This is a genomic window from Neobacillus sp. OS1-2 (genome assembly GCF_030915505.1).
In the GTDB taxonomy this organism is placed as follows: domain Bacteria; phylum Bacillota; class Bacilli; order Bacillales; family Cytobacillaceae; genus Neobacillus.
The window spans coordinates 2805581-2822456 of the sequence record NZ_CP133265.1; the positions used below are offsets into that span (position 1 = coordinate 2805581).

14 protein-coding genes are annotated in these 16876 nt (G+C 39.4%); 8 read left to right on the forward strand and 6 right to left on the reverse strand.

The annotated features are described in order from the left end of the window. Positions 1-55: 55 nt before the first annotated feature. The 3 genes from RCG19_RS13825 to RCG19_RS13835 all read right to left on the reverse strand — a co-directional run bounded on the left by RCG19_RS13825 (position 56) and on the right by RCG19_RS13835 (position 3244). Complete coding sequence (locus tag RCG19_RS13825) at positions 56-1354, reverse strand: ABC transporter substrate-binding protein (protein ID WP_308107620.1); 1299 nt, start codon at positions 1352-1354, stop codon at positions 56-58. 94 nt (positions 1355-1448) lie between these two features. Further along, entirely contained in the window at positions 1449-2276 is an 828-nt protein-coding gene (locus RCG19_RS13830; protein WP_308107621.1) for a carbohydrate ABC transporter permease, read from the reverse strand. Next, a complete protein-coding gene (locus tag RCG19_RS13835; protein ID WP_374049548.1) occupies positions 2276-3244 on the reverse strand; it encodes a carbohydrate ABC transporter permease in 969 nt (322 codons plus the stop codon). The genes RCG19_RS13830 and RCG19_RS13835 overlap by 1 nt, the downstream gene beginning before the upstream one ends. A 248-nt stretch (positions 3245-3492) precedes the next feature. Here RCG19_RS13835 and RCG19_RS13840 point away from each other — a divergent pair, with 248 nt between their 5' ends. Both RCG19_RS13840 and RCG19_RS13845 read left to right on the forward strand, forming a co-directional pair. Further along, complete coding sequence (locus RCG19_RS13840; RefSeq protein WP_308107622.1) at positions 3493-5313, forward strand: cache domain-containing sensor histidine kinase; 1821 nt, start codon at positions 3493-3495, stop codon at positions 5311-5313. Beyond that, positions 5310-6899, forward strand: coding sequence for a response regulator (locus RCG19_RS13845; RefSeq protein WP_308107623.1), 1590 nt, complete (start codon positions 5310-5312; stop codon positions 6897-6899). Before RCG19_RS13840 ends, RCG19_RS13845 begins: the two co-directional genes overlap by 4 nt. Positions 6900-6958: 59 nt before the next feature. On the opposite strand, the gene RCG19_RS13850 is transcribed toward RCG19_RS13845, so the two are convergent. Further along, positions 6959-7732 (reverse strand): helix-turn-helix domain-containing protein, encoded by a 774-nt coding sequence (locus RCG19_RS13850; protein ID WP_308107624.1) that lies wholly within the window; start codon positions 7730-7732, stop codon positions 6959-6961. 260 nt (positions 7733-7992) lie between these two features. Between RCG19_RS13850 and RCG19_RS13855 the strand changes: the two genes are divergently transcribed. The 5 genes from RCG19_RS13855 (at position 7993) to RCG19_RS13875 (ending at position 13535) form a co-directional block, all read left to right on the forward strand. Next, positions 7993-8718: a ThuA domain-containing protein gene (locus tag RCG19_RS13855; protein WP_308107625.1), complete on the forward strand. Its 726-nt coding sequence runs from the start codon at positions 7993-7995 to the stop codon at positions 8716-8718. A 2-nt stretch (positions 8719-8720) separates the two neighbouring features. Beyond that, positions 8721-9755: a Gfo/Idh/MocA family protein gene (locus RCG19_RS13860; RefSeq protein ID WP_308107626.1), complete on the forward strand. Its 1035-nt coding sequence runs from the start codon at positions 8721-8723 to the stop codon at positions 9753-9755. Beyond that, complete coding sequence (locus RCG19_RS13865; RefSeq protein ID WP_308107627.1) at positions 9752-10771, forward strand: Gfo/Idh/MocA family protein; 1020 nt, start codon at positions 9752-9754, stop codon at positions 10769-10771. Before RCG19_RS13860 ends, RCG19_RS13865 begins: the two co-directional genes overlap by 4 nt. Then, positions 10768-11736: a sugar phosphate isomerase/epimerase family protein gene (locus RCG19_RS13870; protein ID WP_308107628.1), complete on the forward strand. Its 969-nt coding sequence runs from the start codon at positions 10768-10770 to the stop codon at positions 11734-11736. Before RCG19_RS13865 ends, RCG19_RS13870 begins: the two co-directional genes overlap by 4 nt. A 128-nt stretch (positions 11737-11864) precedes the next feature. Beyond that, positions 11865-13535, forward strand: coding sequence for an alpha-glucosidase (locus RCG19_RS13875; protein WP_308107629.1), 1671 nt, complete (start codon positions 11865-11867; stop codon positions 13533-13535). Positions 13536-13583: 48 nt separating this feature from the next. Here RCG19_RS13875 and RCG19_RS13880 read toward each other — a convergent pair whose 3' ends face one another. Beyond that, positions 13584-14099: a DoxX family membrane protein gene (locus RCG19_RS13880; protein ID WP_308107630.1), complete on the reverse strand. Its 516-nt coding sequence runs from the start codon at positions 14097-14099 to the stop codon at positions 13584-13586. A 287-nt stretch (positions 14100-14386) separates the two neighbouring features. On the opposite strand from RCG19_RS13880, the gene RCG19_RS13885 reads away from it, so the two are divergent. Then, on the forward strand, positions 14387-16270 hold the full coding sequence (locus RCG19_RS13885) for a putative bifunctional diguanylate cyclase/phosphodiesterase (RefSeq protein WP_308107631.1): 1884 nt from the start codon (positions 14387-14389) through the stop codon (positions 16268-16270). A gap of 94 nt (positions 16271-16364) precedes the next feature. Here the strand turns inward: RCG19_RS13885 and RCG19_RS13890 are convergent, their stop codons facing one another. Then, positions 16365-16754 carry a YuzC family spore coat inner layer protein gene (locus tag RCG19_RS13890; protein WP_308107632.1) on the reverse strand — a complete coding sequence of 130 codons (390 nt, stop codon included), beginning with the start codon at positions 16752-16754 and terminating at the stop codon, positions 16365-16367. Between the last annotated feature and the right edge of the window lie 122 nt (positions 16755-16876).

A 16876-nucleotide genomic window follows, 5' to 3' on the forward strand; every position in this document is an offset into this window, starting at 1 on the left:
TTTGTTCATTAAAAAAACTCCCCTTGCAATTAGAGGAGTTTTTTACGTACCATTATTATTTTTTCAATTTAGCCCATGTTGCATCAAAAGCTTTCAACGTTTCGTCTTTTGATTTTTGATTGCCAACATATGCTTGTAGTGTTGCACCGAATTCTTGACCCGCACCATCCGGATATTTCATGAACTGCCAAGAGTAAGTTTTGCCATCTTGAGAATATTTCTGAAGATCAGCACCTAGTGGTCCAATGTCTTCTGCTTTTGCTTCAATTGTTTTAAAGGCAGGAAGATATTTGAAATCCTTAACTAACGCTTCTTTACCTGCATCAGATGAAACCATCCAGTTTAAGAAATCTTTAGCAGCCTTTTTGTCAGCTTCAGGAGCTTTGTTATAAACAACCCAGTTCGTTGGTACGTCAACCATTAATTTATCGGCTTGGGTAGCATCATCTGTTAAAGATAGTGGAATGAAGCCAACTTCCATACCAGGATTTAATTTATCAAGCATTGGCTGAATCCAGTTACCTTGCTGAATGATTGCCGTTTCGCCGTTAGCAAATTGAGTAACTTCTGTGTTATAGTCGGTTGTTAATGGATTTTTGTTACCATATTTAACAGTCAAATCAACAAGTTTTAAATAATCTTCAAAATATTTATTGCCTTCAATCTTAGATTTTCCTTCGTTTAAGCCAGGGATGAAGTTTTCATCATCGGCTTGTTGGTAAGCAAATGGAACGTTTAAGCCATGGTTTGCTAATATCCACCACTCTGCATAACCAACTGAAAACGCTGTGATCCCGGCATCTTTAAGTTTTTTTGCGGCTGCTTCTAACTCTAAATATGTTTTTGGAAGTTCCGTAATACCTGCTTTTTCGAATAGTTTTTTGTTATAAGCGAAACCGTAGCCTTCCATGTTAACAGGCTGACCATAGACTTTTCCATCCATTGTCATTGGCTTTAAGGCATCTGGATATGCATCTTTTACCCATTCCTGATCAGATAAATCTTCAAATTTGTCTTTCCAAGTAATCGCTTCTTGATAACCACCATTACCAAAGATATCAGGAGCTTTATTGGATGCAAATTTTGCTTTAAGCGCTGCAGAACCGTCTGCACCGCCGCCCACGGATTCAATGTTAAATGTAACATTTGGGTGCTCTTTTGTATATTTATCTGTTAACGCTTTCAATTGGTCGGCAATTTCAACTTTACCGTTAAAGAGATCTACTACTACTTTTCCATCTTTACTGCCGTTGTCTTTCTTCTCTCCTGATGAACTGTCACTGTTACCGCAAGCACCTAATAGAAGTGAAGCTGATAAAATCCCTGCTGCGATTGAATATTTTTTGAAAGCCATTTGTTTTCCCTCCTGGTTTGTTAGATCTAATTTTTATATAAGCCCCTGCTGCCCGGTTTAATTTAGACAGCAGAGGTTGCTCCCCATTGTAAAATCACTTGATTGAACCGCTTGTAATCCCTTTGATAATGTGTTTTTGCATCGAGAAGAAGAAAATTAACAAAGGTATGATACCAAGAACAAGAGCTGCCAGTGCTAAATCCCATTGCTTTGTGTACTGGCCAAAGAAGAAGAATGTTGCCAATGGAATGGTTCTTAATCCAGGATCCTGTAGAACCAATGATGGTAATAAGTAGTCATTCCAAATCCATAAGCTGTTCAGGATGACAATAGTAACTGTGATTGGTTTTAGCAATGGAAACACAATTCTCCAAAACACACCAAACCTTGAGCATCCATCAATAATAGCCGCTTCTTCAAGTTCTACCGGGATCCCTTTCACAAATCCGTGGTATAAGAAGATAGTCATTCCTGATCCGAAACCTAGGTACATGATGACTAGACCCCAAATACTGTTTAACATTCCTAAGTTCCCTGCTGTTTTAATCAGCGGAATCATAATCGATTGAAACGGAATGATCATCGCAGCAACAAAAGTCATGAAAATGATATTGCTGATTTTCTTTTTTGTTCTAACCAGCATGTACGCTGCCATGGAGCAAAAGATCACCAAGACCACATTACTCACAACAGTGATAATCAATGAATTTGTAAAAACCTTAAGATAGTCTAATTTTTCAAAGGCGTTTACATAGTTATCTAACATCAATACCTTAGGTAAGGCTGAGGTGTTCGTTAAAATCTCGGCGAACGGTTTCAAGGAGTTTGTAATCAAATAATAGAATGGAACTAAAAAGACAAGACCAAGCAGGATAGCCAGGATTTCACCAATAAATGTCTTGCTTGTATACTTGTTTCCCATTATGATTCAACCTCCCTCTTCTTCGAAATCGTTACCTGAAGGACGGTAATGGCAGCAACAACGATGAAGAAAATTAATGCTTTTGCTTCACCAATACCATAACGGTTATTGACGAATGCCTCTGTATAAATGTTAAGCGCTAACATCTCGGTTGATTTAAATGGACCACCGTTTGTTAACGACAGGTTTGCATCAAAAATCTTAAATGATGAAGCGGTTGTTAAAAATAAACAGATGGTTACGGCTGGTGCTACAAGTGGCATCGTGATGTGGCGCAAAATCTGCCATCTATTTGCCCCGTCTATTTTTGCTGCTTCAATCAATTCCTGCGGAACATTTTGCAATGCGGCAATATAGATAATCATGATATAGCCTGCACCCTGCCAAACACTAACAATGACAATTCCCCAGAATGCTGTCTTCGCATCGCCTAACCATGCTAATTCAAAAAATGGTATTCCAGTTAGCTCGCCAAGGGAAGCAAATCCTTTTACAAAAATGAACTGCCAGATAAATCCTAGTAATAGACCTCCGACCATGTTCGGCATGAAGAAAACGGTACGCAGAACGTTACTTGTTTTCAATTTCTGGGTGACTAGCAAGGCTAATCCAAATCCAATCATGTTCGTTAAAATAATGGCAACTACTGTATATTTTGTTGTAAGCAGGAAGGACTGCTGAAATTGCTTGTCCTCAGTAAATAAATATTTGAAGTTATCCAGTCCAACCCATTTAATATTTCCTGTAATCCCATTCCAATCTGTAAAGGAATAATAAATACCTGTAAAGAAAGGGACTAGGACGATTAAAGTAAATGCAAGGAAGACTGGGCCGACAAATAGGGCGAATAACCCTGCATCCTTCAGTTTCTTCTTATTCTTTAATGAAACTGACTCTTTAAGATTTGTGTTCATTGGTTCAGTGATGACCGTATTTTCCACGGTTTCTACTTTACTTTGGTTCTTCACGACTGCACCTCCTATACCCTTATTTTAGTGATTTAAGAAAATTATGAAACGGCTTACATTGACCAACAGGGTGGAAAATATTGAACAATCCTTAAAATTCATACTATTCTACTCCTACTATGAAAGGTTTTAATAAATTATGATACTATAGGGGAAATCCCCTTTTTGGGAGGAACATCACTGAAAAAAAGGTCAGTAAGGGAGGAAGGTTAGGTCCTGATCCAAGTAGGAGAACTAACCAATGTGATATGGGATGGAGCATTCGGAAAAAGTTAATCATTTTTTTAATGGCAGCAACGGTTCTCCCTTTTGGAGGCTCCATAGCCATTACGTATTTACAAACGACTAGTTCTCTTAATAACCGCTTTGTTTCAACAAATCATGAATTGATAGAAAAAGGGGAAGAGGAGCTTACCGTTTACTTAGATGATGTTGCGCAAATGTCTTCGGTCCTATACCGTTATACTCCGTTTATGAGTGTGATGAGAGATGGGATCTCGCAGGACTTTATTACCAATCAGGAAGAGGTGCGCAGGGCACTTGCCTATTTATTTAACTCTCGGCCTGAAATTGAACAAATGCATATTTATATTGATAAAGGAAAGGATTCTTATACCAATTATCATTCGAGAATTAGCGGCAGGGGGAAGTATGAGAATGTCTTTTCGCATCCCTACTATGCCCGGCTACATCACTCTGATGATTTTTCGGTGATTCAGCCGCCGCATGAAATTTATAGTTATAATCATCAATCAGTCATTCCTAATTCCCAGAAGAAGAATGTGTTAAGCTTTCATAATTCCTTAATCGACCTTCCATCAGACCACTTTTTAGGGCTTTTATCGATTGATATTAACCTTTCAAAAATAAGTGCAATTGCTGACCGTTTATATACAAAAGATGTAGAAGATCTATACATAATGGATGAAAATGGTACCATTATTTACTCTTCTAAAGAGAAAGACATTGGAAAACGGAACAATGAAAATTGGTACAAGGATGTGAAGCAAAGACCGCTTGAGGGAAAAAGTATTGAATGGAAGGATAAACAATTTTCAGGTGTTATTGTCTATGAAAGATTTTCCGCACCCTATAAGAATTGGTATATTGTAAAACGCATCCCGTATAATGTCCTTTACCAAAGTGCCAGACAAACAGCATTAATGAATAGTATCATTGGTCTTGTTACACTTGTGGTTGTCTTATTTGCCACAATGGTCATCTCATTTAAAATTACAGCCCCGATTAAAGTATTGATTGATAATATGAAGAAAGTAGAAAAGGGGGAGCTCGAGGCGGATTTTGACTCGTTGGGGAACGATGAAATCGGCATGCTTGGCCGCCATTTTAAACGGATGATCAATCAAATCAATGAATTAATTTTCCGAGAATATAAATTAGAACTTGAAAATAAATCTTCGCAGTTGAGGGTGTTGCAATCACAAATCAATCCGCACTTTCTCTATAATGCCTTTCAGTCAATTGGCACTTTAGCGCTTAAAATGAAGGCCGTCCCGGTGTATTCGTTATTGACCTCTTTATCTAATATCATGAGATACAGCATGAATATGAAGGAAGATATCGTTCCGTTTGAAATGGAAATGAAGCATGTTAATGCCTACCTTTCATTACAAAAACAGCGCTTCGACGAGCAGCTTGACTTTCATATAGCGGTGGAAAAAGAGGTTGAAGAGATTCTAGTACCGAAAATGATCCTGCAGCCTATTGTGGAAAATTGTTTTAAACATGGATTTGATCAACAGATCGAAAAAGCAGTGATTCATATCGAAGCAACCATAAACGATGAAGGGTTGGTTTGTATCCGTGTTAAGGACAATGGAATTGGAATAACGGAAGCACAACTGGATGGAATTCGCCAAGAATTGTTTGAAGGGCGTATCCTAGAAGGGAAGCATAGAGAATCCATCGGGTTAAAAAACATCTATGACCGCTTGCAGATTTATTATGGCACTCAGGCTACGATGTCTGTTCACGGTATGGAAGAAGGCGGATTTACGGTACAGATTCAGATTCCAAGGGTGATGCAAAAAGAGGTGGAGCAATCATGAAAGTTTTAATCGTCGATGATGAAAAACATGTTCGCGAAGGGATTAAATTGCTTGGGGAATGGGACAGGAATGGAGTCACAGAAATTTTTGAGGCAGCCAATGGCGAAGAGGCTATTGGGCTGATTCAAACCTACAAACCGGAGATTATTTTTTCAGATATGAAAATGCCGAAAATGGATGGTACGCTATTGCTAGAGTGGATTAAAGAAAATCAACCCGCTAGCAAGACAATTGTTGTAACCGGCTACGATGATTACCATTATATGCGAAAGGCCATCCATTTCGGGAGTATGGACTATCTATTAAAGCCTGTTGACCCAGAGATTTTAAATCAAACATTGGAAAATGCGGTTAAGGAATGGAAGAAGGGCGAAATGGATCGCCAGCGAAAAGTAAGCAGTGCACAATTGATCAATGAAATGAAGCCCGTCTACAGGGACCGAAAGCTGACACAGCTAATCAATAGTGAAAGCATTGATATAGATTTGTATGAGGAATTTGGGTTCCTTCCATCACAACAGTACACTGTCGCTTTGGTCCGGATTAATCGAATGGCGAGTAGGGCTTTTAAAGGTGACCGGGATTTAACATACTTTACGATCTTGAACATTATTAATGAACTATTACTGGAAAACGAATGTGGAATTGGTTTTCGGTATCTGGCTAGTAAAGGTGAAATTATCATTATCTTTTGGAATCAATTTGAACGCATGGAGGACCTTTTATTACAAATCTATCAAACGATTAAGAATGTCATCCATATTTCATGTCCAATTGCGATTGGAAAAAAGGTTGGTAAAAGTACGAAATTAATTGAGTCTTATCAGCATGCGAAGCAGGTTCTATTAAATAGTAATCTCTTGGAGAAATCAGAAAACCGTGTGCATCGTCAGGATGTTTTGTCGACGGCAACACTTAGAAGCTTAATGGCTTATTCAGCTACTATTGAATTAGCTGTACAAGCCGGTGAAATCGGAGCATTTGAAGAATTGCTAGAGCAAATTACAAAGGACTATACGGAAAATGATTATTTATCCCTTAAACAGCTGCTCCATTTTGAAAATGAATATTTGCTGATCAGTAACCAATGGTATAAGAAATACGACATTCCTATAAAAGTTCCGGATGATATTGAAAGACGAACTGACAGATTTTTTGACAAAAATGGTACATTTCTTTTGGATAGTTATAAACAAGGGATCAAGCGGGAAGTTACTTTCTTTTTGAAAAGGGTAAAACAAAAAGCAAGCCAGAAAAATAGGAATGTAATTGTTGATATCGAAAAATACCTACAGGCGAATTTCGATCGCGATGTGAAACTGCAGGAAATATCTGATCATTTTTATATTAGCAGGGAATACATCTCAAGGAAGTTCAAACAAGAGTTTAATGTCAATATTTCTGACTATATTGTCAAAATCCGCATGGAACGGGCAAAAACCTTATTGAAAAACAGTCAGATGAAGATATATGAAATGGCAAATATGGTTGGTTATCAAGACGACAAGTATTTCCGAAAGGTGTTTAAGAAAGTGGTGGGTGTTACACCGAATGAGTATCGTGAAATGAATATGAATAAAAAATGAGCAGAAATGTAAACTGCTCATTTTTTATTGGGGATGATAGTAATACTGTTATCAAACTTTTATTCAATTCGCCTATATGCACCAGGAGAGATACTATGTTTCTTTTTAAACACTTTATGAAAATAAGGATAACTGCCAAACCCGCATTCAAGAGCAATTTGTTCTAGTGTCATAGATGTATATTTCATCCGTTCCATAGCTGCCGCCAGCCGAATTTCCTGCGCATATTCCATCATTGTTTTCCCAACACTACTTTTGAATAAATGAACAGAACGGGAGATACTAAGACCGGCATGCCTCGCCACTTCTCCCACTTTAAACGCAGTCATGGCATGCTCTTCAATATATCGCATCATCCGTGTCACCGTATACGGATGACTGAACGAGGAACCGGCTTCGCTAATGACACGTTCTAGAGTCAAACAGAGAGCTCGCAGTAAATAGCCAGATAGTTCTTCATTCTGACTGGATTCGGGGCGGCGTTTCTCAAACATAATGTAGCGCCATAATGCTAACAGCTTTTCATCCATCTCAATTCGAGCGACATCCGGCTTGGTGAAACCACTCCACCATTCATCAATCCAGGCACCATCACAGATTAAGTGGTAGTCACCACTCACTTGCCCCTCTTTAACTAGCAATTCATAATGATCCCCTGGTTTAATTAGCAGAAGATCGCCTGCCTCGATTTTTAATTTTCTCCCTTTTACCACCACTTCACAAATTCCTTCCGTTTGCAGACGGAACAGATAGGAAGGATATCCGGATTTATGTTGGGAGTGGTATCCATTTGTATGAAATGAATATCCGCAGAATAATATATTTGATTTCATTTACTCACCTTCGAAAAAATAAATAGCAAAATAGTAGATGTTTTAATTATATCATCTATTTTGGTTTACAGATAAGTGTTGTAAGATGTAATCAAATAAGTGATGTTAAAAGGAGTGATAAGGAAGGATGGGAAGTGATCAGTGTCTTTAAACTATCAGTTCAATATTTTCCACCCTATCTGACAATGTAAGCCGTTTCATTAAAATTTCTATTCTTTAAAATAAATTATAAAGTGAACAATCAAAAGGGAGTGTTAATGATGTTGAATGTAACAATATGGAATGAAAATCGTCATGAACAAAAAAATCCAGTAGTAAGAGATATTTACCCGAACGGAATCCATGGGACAATTGCTGATTTTCTTAAGGCTGAAGGATTCGAAGCAGGAACCGCTACGCTTGATGAGCCGGAGCATGGATTAACAGATGAGGTATTAGCAAATACCGATGTATTAGTGTGGTGGGGACATCTTGCACACGGCGAGGTAAAAGATGAGATCGTGCAAAAAGTCCAACAGCGTGTCCTAGATGGCATGGGACTGATTGTCCTTCACTCCGGTCATTTCTCCAAAATCTTTAAAACATTAATGGGAACAAGCTGTGATTTGAAGTGGCGTGAAGCAGATGAAAAGGAACGCCTTTGGGTTGTAGCACCAAACCATCCCATTGTGGAAGGAATCGGCGAATATATCGAATTAGAAAAAGAAGAAATGTATGGGGAGCATTTTGATATCCCGCAGCCAGATGAGTTGATTTTCACAAGCTGGTTTGAAGGCGGCGAGGTATTCCGTAGTGGCTGTACGTACAAACGCGGCAATGGAAAGGTGTTCTACTTCAGACCAGGACACGAAACGTATCCAACTTACCATAACGAACAAATTCAACGCGTGATTATCAATGCGGTGAAATGGGCACAACCAGTCAAACGGGAACGGCCGGTTTATGGAAACGCTAAACCTTTAGAAACCATTAAAGGAGGAAAATAATCATGGGGAAATTAAGAGTTGGAGTGATCGGCTGTGGTAGCATTGCGCAGCACCGTCATCTACCTGAATATAAAGCAAATAAAAAGGTAGAACTAGTTGCGGTTTGTGATATCAATGAAGAACGTGCAAAAGAAGTGGCCGAAAAATTTGGTGCCACTGCTTACACCAGCTATGAAGCATTAGTGACTAGCGGTACAGTGGATGCAGTCAGTGTATGTACCCCAAACTTTCTGCATGCACCCATCTCGATTGCGGCATTAGAAGCCGGCCTTCATGTGCTTTGTGAAAAGCCAATGGCAACTTCTAAACAAGAAGCGGAAGCGATGATTGCCGCTGCCGAAGCAAGCGGCAAAAAATTAATGATTGCCCATAATCAGCGTTTTGTTCCATCGCATCAAAAAGCGCGCCAGCTAATTGCTAGCGGAGAAATCGGTAAAATTTACAGCTTCCGTACTGCATTTGGTCATGGCGGCCCAGAAGGCTGGAGTGTCGAGGGTAAAGAAGGCTGGTTTTTCCAAAAAGAAAAAGCATTTGTTGGTGCGATGGGTGATTTAGGTGTTCATAAAACGGACTTATTGCGATATGTATTAGGAGAAGAAATCACCGAAGTGGGTTCCTTTGTAGAAACGAGCGCAAAGGACTTCGCGACGGTTGATGACAATGCTGTTTGTGTATTAAAAACAGAAAGCGGCATCATCGGTACATTGGCGGCAAGTTGGGCTTATGTAAGTAGGGAGGATAATTCAACGATTATCTATGGTGAAAAAGCAATCTTACGTCTGGAAGACGACCCGATCCATTCACTTATCGTTCAATATGTGAATGGAGAAGTAGTTAAGTATGAGCTTGGGAAAATCCAGTCCAATGATGATGGCGGTCAAAATACCTCGCATGTGATTGATAAGTTTGTGGATTGTGTTCTTCTTAATGAGGAGCCGCCGGTTCCTGGTGAGGAAGGGATGAAGTCTTTAGAAGTTATTTTAGCAGCACTTGAGTCAAATGAAACGAAACAAATCGTCAGAGTGAACGAACGATGAAAAAACTACGAGTTGGCATCATCGGGGTTGGTGGTATCGCACAGGGCCGTCACATCCCTGCCTTTCTACAATTAAGTAATCAATGTGAATTAACAGCTGTCAGTGATGTAAACGTCGAAAGAGCCAAAGAGATTGCTGAAAAACATAGCATCCCATATGTTTTTGAGAATTATCGAGAGCTTTTTTCAAATGTGGATGCTGTATGTATTTGTACACCGAATAAATTCCATGCCGAAATTACGATGGCTGCCTTTGAGGCAGGAGTTCACGTTCTTTGCGAAAAGCCCATGGCTCTTAGCGCGAATGAGTGCGAAGCGATGATTGCAGCCTCTAAAAAAGCTGGAAAGGTTTTGGCGATTGCCTACCATTACCGTTTCATGAAGGAAGTTCAAGCAGCCAAGAAGGTAATGGAAGAGGTCGGAAAACCGCTAGTCGTAAGAGTCCAGGCATTAAGACGCCGCAAAGTTCCAGGCTGGGGTGTTTTTACCAATAAAGACCTTCAAGGAGGCGGCAGCCTTATCGATTTTGGCTGTCATCTTCTTGATTTAGCCCTTTGGTTAATGGGAAATCCAAAGCATATCGAGGTGTCAGGCACCACCTATAATGCCTTAAGTAAAATCCCTAACCAAGTGAACCAATGGGGAACATTTGATCACGAAACCTTTAATGTGGATGATCATGTTACTGCCTATATGAAGTTTGAAAATGGCGCATCGATGTTGTTCGAAACCTCATGGGCAGCGAACATTAAAGATGATTGTGCAAATGTCAGTATTTCAGGTGTGGACGGCGGGATTAATGTCTTCCCATTTGAGCTTTATTCCACTAAGAATGGAATGCTGTTAAATAGCGAGGCAGCCTGGATACCAGGCGAAGAGGATCCAGATTTACCACAGGCGAGGAATTTTATTGATGCCTGTCTTGGATTTGAAGAACTAGTGGTTAAACCAGAAGAGGCATTGCAGGTTTCACAAATTATAGATCGGATTTATGAGAGTGGGAGGAATACATTATGAAACTAGGCGTATTTACTGTACTTTTTGCAGAAAAATCATTTGAAGAAATGCTGGATACTGTAAAGGAAGCAGGGCTAAGTGCTGTAGAAATTGGAACCGGATGCTATCCGGGAAACAATCATTGTGATCTGGATGCGCTATTGGAAAGTGAAGAAGCCCGCAAAGAGTATAAACAAAAGGTTGAAGAACGCGGCCTGACGATTAGTGCCTTTAGTTGCCACGGTAATCCGATTTCTCCTGAAACGGAATTTGCCAAGCAATCACATGAAACTCTTTTAAAAACCATTAAATTGGCTTCCTTACTAGGTGTACCGGTTGTTAACTGTTTCTCAGGTACAGCAGGCGATCACGAGGGGGCGAAATATCCGAACTGGCCTGTTACACCATGGCCGAATGAATACGGCTCAGTTTTACAGTGGCAGTGGGAAGAAAAACTGATTCCTTATTGGAAAGAGGTTGGCCAGTTTGCCAAGGATCACCATGTAAAAATTGGTCTAGAACTACATGGCGGCTTTTTAGTTCACACACCATATACATTGTTAAAATTACGGGCAGAAACTTGTGATGCCATCGGTGCTAATCTAGACCCAAGCCATATGTGGTGGCAGGGAATTGATCCAGTCGCCGCGATTAAAATTTTGGGGAAAGAAAATGCGATTCATCATTTCCACGCGAAAGACACCTACATTGATCAGGAAAATGTGAATATGTATGGGCTAATGGATATGCAGCCATACGGTGAGGTGCGCACGAGAGCATGGACCTTCCGTTCTGTTGGCTGTGGACATAGTTTAAAAGAATGGTCTGACATGATGAGCGCCCTTCGTACGTACGGCTATGATTATGTGGTCAGCATTGAACACGAGGATCCTATTATGTCAATTGACGAAGGCTTTAACCGGGCCGTTGTGAATTTAAAATCTGTCTTAATTGAGGAATCTGTTTCGAATATGTGGTGGGTCTAACCTGAAAAAGTAGATTCGCCGATAAAACTCAAAAATTCGCCGATAAAGCATACATGGCTGCTGAAGGTTCAGATTTTTCTATTCAAAATCGATACGAAATAGGCAATTTTTCAAAAATGAGGTGCAGCATGAGTAAGAAGTGGTGGAAAGAGAGTGTTGCCTATCAGGTTTACCCTAGAAGCTTCATGGATAGCAATGGGGACGGGATAGGTGATTTAAAAGGGGTAACATCTAAATTAGATTACTTAAAAGAGCTGGGAATTGATGTTATTTGGCTGTCACCGATGTTCAAATCACCAAACGATGACAATGGCTATGATATTTCCGATTACCAGGACATTATGGATGAATTTGGGACGATGGCTGATTTTGACGAACTCCTCGAAGGTGTTCATCAGCGCGGGATGAAGTTGATCTTAGATTTAGTCATCAATCATACTAGCGATGAGCATCCATGGTTTATGGAATCCCGCTCTTCGAAAGACAATCCGAAAAGAGATTGGTACATTTGGAGAGATGGCAAAGATGGAAGGGAACCTAACAACTGGGAGTCTATTTTCAGCGGACCCGCCTGGAAATATGATGAAGAAACGGAACAGTATTTCATGCATATTTTTTCGTCCCGCCAGCCTGATTTAAATTGGGAAAATCCAGATGTTCGAGATGCTTTGCACAATACGGTAAATTGGTGGCTTGATAAAGGCATCGATGGATTCCGTGTGGATGCCATTTCCCATATCAAAAAAGAACCAGGCTTCCCGGATATGCCGAATCCGGATCATTTAGATTATGTCCCTTGTTTTCCAAAAATGATGAATGTTGATGGCATTGATGTCTGGTTACAGGAACTGTCTGAGAAAACAATCAAGAACTATGATGTGATGACCGTTGGCGAGGCTAACGGTGTTGGGCTTGATGATGCTGACCGCTGGGTTGGGGAAGAAAACGGCTATTTCAATATGATTTTTCAATTTGAATTTCTAAACCTTTGGAATAAGGATGCAGAAGGCGGTACCGATGTTCGCGCTTTGAAAAAGAATTTAACAAAGTGGCAAAATGGACTGGAAGGTAAAGGCTGGAATGCGTTATTCATCGAAAATCATGATCAGCCCCGCCGGGTCTCAAGCTGGGGTGATGACACGAAATATTGGAAAGAAAGCGCCAAAATGCTGGGTGCATTATACTTTCTGATGAAGGGCACGCCATTTATTTATCAGGGTCAGGAGATCGGGATGACCAATGTTCAATTCCCTTCTATTGAAGATTATAATGATGTTGGCATGGTCAACTTTTATAAAGTGGAAACAGCTAAGGGGCGTCCTCACGATGAGATTATGGAGATCATTTGGAAGCAATGCCGTGACAATGCCCGTACGCCGATGCAATGGGATGCCACTAAGATGGGCGGTTTTACCACTTCTGATGCAACCTGGCTTGGTGTAAATCCAAACTATCCGGAAATCAACGTTAGGAAACAAATAAACGATCCCGATTCTATTTTGAATTTTTATAAAAAGTTAATTCAAATACGTAAGGACAATCCATTGTTTGTATACGGAACATATGATTTGCTGCTGCCAAACCATCCAAGATTATTTGTTTATACACGTAAACTAGGAAGCTCTAAAGCAATTGTCATCAATAATTTCTGTGGAAAAGAAACTAGGTTTAAATTGCCATCAAGTGTATCCTATAAAACAGCTAATCTTATCCTAAATAATTATCAACTGGCTGATCAGAAATTACGAAAAGAATTCACCCTGAAGCCGTATGAAACAAGAGTATATTTATTGAAATAAAACAAAAAGACGATTCAACAGACGAATCGTCTTTTTGTAGCGGTTATGTTAAACAGTCACTTTTGCCTTTTCATTGCCTATGCCCTTTTTGTTCATTTTTCTGATGAAAGGAACCACCCATCTGTCTACACCAATTTTTCCAGCATTATAACCGGCCGCCAAAATGATAAAGCCAAGGAAGATGTCTGTTGGGTTGTGAGAAACAGTACCAGCTAGGAAGAAGCTGAAGTTCATCACTAAGCCAAAGAACATGGCAGCGGTAGTTAAACAGCCTAAGAGTAAGCCCAAACCGATTAATAATTCGCCCCAAGGAACAATGAAGTTAAAGATGTGTACGTTTGGAAGGGCAAACCCTTTTAGAAATTCAACATACCATCCGTACACAACACTTCCGTCCGGGCCTTTCACCGGATTAGCGGTTGCCCCTTTCAAAAAGCCAGCAGCGTCAAATCCCCCAGTAATTTTGTGCAACCCTGCTGTAAACCAAGCATATCCAAGATATAATCGTATGACTGTTAAGAGGACGGCAGAGATTTTATTTTCCCTTAAAAATTTGTTAAACATAATTCCTTCCGCCTTTCGTTTATTATTTGTTTCTCTTTCTACTTCCAATATATTAGATTTTTGCATAAAAAACATGGCTATAGTGATATGTTCGAAGTTTGTTCAAAATGTTTTGACAAAGGATTGAACAATACAAATCTGTCATATTTTAGGTACATCTTCAATGTGAGGTGAGTAAATACCTTCATCTTGGTAAATCCTTCAATTGTGAAATAAGTCGATATTTGTTATTTTTAAGATACCTATCTACTTTTTTACAATAGATTGCAAGGAATAAGGAGAAAACAATGACATCTAAACCTGATAACTTTCATATTCTATGGACCGTGATATTTTGTATATTTGTTTTAATAGAGATTTTCGACGTAATGGCTTCATTTCTTTTCCCTACTTTCAATATTTTTCGGTATTTCTCCGTTGTGTTGCTCCTTGGAACAATCCCTTATCTAATTGTCACAAGAAAAATGTGGATGAAAACGAACGAAGAACTTAAGCAAAATGAACAAAATTTAAATAATATCTTTGATACTCTTGATGTCGCTATTTGGTCCCATGATTTAAAGTCCAATACACTATTAATTACGTCAGGAATAGAAAAATTATATGGCTATTCATCAAATGATTTTAATCATGACCTTCAACTGTGGAAAAAGGTGATCTATCCCGACGATTTACCATTTGTATCCGAGAGGGAACAGAAAGTTGCTAAAGGAGAAGCCGTCACAAATGAATATAGGATCATTAGACCTGATGGGGAAGTTCGCTGGATCTTAGATAGAGGTTTTCCAACGCTTGATCTTCAAGGGAAGCTTGAACATTTTAATAGTGTTTTATATGACATCACAGAACGAAAGATGACTGAAGAGACCATTCAGAGATTAGCCTATCATGATTCGCTGACTGGTTTACCGAATCGAAATCAATTTAGAAATCACCTGAACAAAGTGCTAAATCGAGCTTGTACGAATAAAATGCTGGCTGTACTATTTTTAGATTTGGACCGATTTAAAATTATTAATGATACAAAAGGACATACAGTTGGAGATAGAATTCTGCAAAATGTTGCGAACCGGTTAGAATTGGCCGTTCGTGAGGAAGGGTTTGTGTCAAGGCAAGGTGGAGACGAATTTATTATTTTACTTGATGAAACGGATAAAGAAAAAGCTGCAATAGTAGCCCAGCGTATTCTATATGAATTTTCTAAACCCTTGGAGGTAAATAACCAGGAATTTTTCGTTACACCTAGTATTGGAATCAGCCTCTATCCAACAGATGGAAAAGATGAGGAAACCTTAATAAAAAATGCAGACACAGCTATGTACCAGGCGAAAGAACGTGGGAAAAATAATTTCCAGTTCTATTCCTCTAATCTAAATGGCCAATCTGTCCGGAAGATGGAGCTTGAAAATGGGTTAAGAAAAGCGCTGGAAAATGATCAATTGACGCTTCATTATCAACCGCAGATGTCCTTGGTAACAGGGGAATTAGTGGGCATAGAAGCGTTAATTCGCTGGCAGCATCCCGAGCATGGGTTTATCGCACCTTCTGAATTTATTCCACTGGCGGAGGAAACAGGTCTGATTGTTCCAATCGGAAAATGGGTCTTGTGGAATGCTTGCCAACAAAGAAAGGCTTGGGAAAATGCTGGACTTTGTGATGTTCCAATAGCCGTCAATGTTTCGGTTCGTCAATTTGAGGATGACCATTTGATCGAATATATTTCAACCGTATTGGATGAAGTGGGCCTGAATGCAACCCAATTAGAATTGGAAATCACCGAAAGTATTATGCAAAACTTAGAGAATTCAACGATTATTCTAAATCAGTTGAAAGAACTTGGTGTATGGCTTTCCATCGATGATTTTGGAACGGGTTATTCCTCGTTGAGTTATTTAAAATATCTACCGATTGATAAAATAAAAATTGATAAATCCTTTGTGGATGATATCCTTTATCATTCAAATCAAGGTGTGATGGTAAAAACGATTATTGATATGGGCTTAAATTTGAATTTTACCGTTATTGCTGAGGGGATTGAGACAGATGAGCAACTTTCCTTTCTAAAGGAAAATGCTTGTAAGGTTGGTCAAGGCTATTTATTTAGCAAACCTCTCCCTGCCATTGAAATGCAAAATTTCCTTATTAATAGAAAAAGTGGTATCCTCCTTTAATGTTGGATACCACTTTTTCTATTTTCCGCCGATAAATGTCCAGCCAAAGGGCTAGGTCTATATAGAGCAGCCAGGAAATAACGATTTTCCTGTTCTATTCTCCCCACTTCATCGCGACTGTTAAGGTGCAGCAATTATGGGGATGCTGTTGGGTTGGCTGTGTGGTTAAATTGAAATTCACCCCAGATGGTGTAAACTTCGTGATTACAGGGACTTTTAGGCCAATGGATTTAATCATTTGATCGACTTCTGTATTTTTCCCTTGCTGGGCAGCACTCATCATTTTTTTGGCAAAACCAGTATCGCCCAAGCGGTCTAAAAGAATACTTCCTTGTTCCATTAATAGCCGAAATGACTTTACTGAGCCAGCAAATATTTTGGTGTCAACCGGCGGATAGGTGCGGGGAATTGGATAGCCTGCCAAGTATGTTGGATAGGGTGGTAGCGGGTGAACAGTCGGATAATAATAAGGATTATAGAACATTCTTTACTCTCCTTCCTTAAAGAAAAGCACAAGGCAATATACGGTATGAAATTTCCAGACCTTTGGTTACCTGGAATTTAAAATGGAAACGTGATACAAATCACCGTAATGATTGTCAATTT

Excerpts from the sequence above, each read along its gene's own strand:
- RCG19_RS13825 (WP_308107620.1), bottom strand. The coding sequence starts at position 1,354 with ATGGCTTTCAAAAAATATTCAATCGCAGCAGGGATTTTATCAGCTTCA.
- RCG19_RS13830 (WP_308107621.1), bottom strand. The coding sequence starts at position 2,276 with ATGGGAAACAAGTATACAAGCAAGACATTTATTGGTGAAATCCTGGCT.
- RCG19_RS13840 (WP_308107622.1), top strand. The coding sequence starts at position 3,493 with ATGGGATGGAGCATTCGGAAAAAGTTAATCATTTTTTTAATGGCAGCA.
- RCG19_RS13845 (WP_308107623.1), top strand. The coding sequence starts at position 5,310 with ATGAAAGTTTTAATCGTCGATGATGAAAAACATGTTCGCGAAGGGATT.
- RCG19_RS13850 (WP_308107624.1), bottom strand. The coding sequence starts at position 7,732 with ATGAAATCAAATATATTATTCTGCGGATATTCATTTCATACAAATGGA.
- RCG19_RS13855 (WP_308107625.1), top strand. The coding sequence starts at position 7,993 with ATGTTGAATGTAACAATATGGAATGAAAATCGTCATGAACAAAAAAAT.
- RCG19_RS13860 (WP_308107626.1), top strand. The coding sequence starts at position 8,721 with ATGGGGAAATTAAGAGTTGGAGTGATCGGCTGTGGTAGCATTGCGCAG.
- RCG19_RS13865 (WP_308107627.1), top strand. The coding sequence starts at position 9,752 with ATGAAAAAACTACGAGTTGGCATCATCGGGGTTGGTGGTATCGCACAG.
- RCG19_RS13870 (WP_308107628.1), top strand. The coding sequence starts at position 10,768 with ATGAAACTAGGCGTATTTACTGTACTTTTTGCAGAAAAATCATTTGAA.
- RCG19_RS13875 (WP_308107629.1), top strand. The coding sequence starts at position 11,865 with ATGAGTAAGAAGTGGTGGAAAGAGAGTGTTGCCTATCAGGTTTACCCT.
- RCG19_RS13880 (WP_308107630.1), bottom strand. The coding sequence starts at position 14,099 with ATGTTTAACAAATTTTTAAGGGAAAATAAAATCTCTGCCGTCCTCTTA.
- RCG19_RS13885 (WP_308107631.1), top strand. The coding sequence starts at position 14,387 with ATGACATCTAAACCTGATAACTTTCATATTCTATGGACCGTGATATTT.
- RCG19_RS13890 (WP_308107632.1), bottom strand. The coding sequence starts at position 16,754 with ATGTTCTATAATCCTTATTATTATCCGACTGTTCACCCGCTACCACCC.